The 1,537-nt window shown below is 68.6% G+C and carries 2 protein-coding genes; both read left to right on the plus strand.

Annotated features, from left to right (window positions below):
* On the plus strand, nt 1–275 hold a 275-nt coding region (locus FV228_RS29245), incomplete at its 5' end, for a putative sulfate exporter family transporter (protein WP_147857659.1).
* 252 nt (nt 276–527) lie between these two features.
* Nucleotides 528–977, plus strand: coding sequence for a MucR family transcriptional regulator (locus FV228_RS29250; protein WP_147857660.1), 450 nt, complete (start codon nt 528–530; stop codon nt 975–977).
* Nucleotides 978–1,537: the final 560 nt, after the last annotated feature.

A 1,537-nucleotide genomic window follows, 5' to 3' on the forward strand; every position in this document is an offset into this window, starting at 1 on the left:
GGCCCGGCCTGACCAAGCTGGTGCCGTGGTTCATCCTCGGCTTCCTGGTCCTGGCCACGTCCCGCTCCCTCGGGCTGATCCCGGATGCGGCGGTCAAGCCGCTGACGCAGCTCGCGGGCGTGCTCACGGTGCTGTCCATGGCGGCCCTCGGCCTCGGCGTCGACGTGCGGGTGCTCGCCCGGGTCGGCGGCCGGGTCACCCTGGCGGTGACCGCGTCGCTGGCCGTCCTCGTGGCGGTCAGCCTCGCCCTGATCCGCGGCCTGGGGATCGGTTGAGGGCGTGGACAGGCTTAAAATTGTGTTCTGAGTCTTGTATTTCGAATTCTTGCCAGATCTAAGCTTGGGTCCCTCAACAAAGCCGCCGAGCGGATGAGTGGAAACACTCTGTCCGAGCAGCGGTTTCTAGAGTGTCGGCATTAAAATGCTGCCGTTTCGGGCGATCGGCTGAACAGACCATCTTGACACTGCGACGGTTTTTGCTTTGGAACCATTGGGTCATCAACGAAAGCTTAGATCGGAACTTGCGCCGTGCCCGAAACGCATCCTGAGAGCAGCACCGAACTCGCCGTGCTGGTCGGCGACGTCGTCGCGGCTTACGTCTCGAACAACCCCGTCCCACCCACGTCCCTGCCGGCGTTGATCGCCAGCGTGCACGGCGCGCTGATCAACCTCGACCGCAAGGTTCCCGTCGAGGTCGCACCCGTGATCGAGCCGCCGACCGCGGCGCAGATCCGCAAGTCGGTCCAGCAGGACGGCATCGTCAGCTTCATCGACGGGCGGTCGTACAAGACGCTCAAGCGGCATCTCACCGCCCACGGCCTGACGCCGGAGCGGTACCGCGAGCGCTATGGCCTGCCGACGGATTACCCCATGACGGCGCCGGGCTACGCCGCGCAGCGCTCCGCCCTCGCCAAGGCGATCGGCCTCGGTGTTCCGGGCGCCCGCGCCGAGCAGCGCCGGACCGGCACGAACGGCTGATCGCCGGCGTTGTCCAGGGTGCGCGTCAGCGCCTGCGGAACGGCAGCACGCGTGCGGTCATTCCGGGCAGACGGGCGCGGGGCGGGCGGCCGAAGGTCTGGGCCCAGCTCAGGTAGATGATGCGGGCGCCGACGGCCACTGCGGCCGCCTCCGGCGTGGGGACGACGCGGTGTTCGCCGGTTCCCGGCCCGCGCGCGGCCCGTTGCGCCGATCCCTGGCGCCGGGACGGTTGCCCGTCCGGCAGGGACCGCCTGCGCGGGGACTGAGGCTTATCGGGCTTGGCTGAGAACGACACGTCAAATAGTCCCCGTCCGCGTTCGAGGCGCGAGCGGAGACGGACGGTTCGGTCGGCCGTAGGTCCGCCGGGGCGCTCGACCCTCGACAACGTGGCCATTCTACCGGATGGCCCGAAGCACGACAGACCGACTTCGTCCAAAAAACTTGTCTCTGTGTCCCACGGCATCCCGTGGCATCCGTCGGGAGGCGACGGGACAGGCCTCGGGCGCCGCCGCGCGATGCGGGCCCGACGCGGCGACGCGATGGGTCGCGCACAGTTGGAG

The sequence above is a fragment of the Methylobacterium sp. WL18 genome (genome assembly GCF_008040015.1).
Lineage (GTDB): Bacteria > Pseudomonadota > Alphaproteobacteria > Rhizobiales > Beijerinckiaceae > Methylobacterium > Methylobacterium mesophilicum.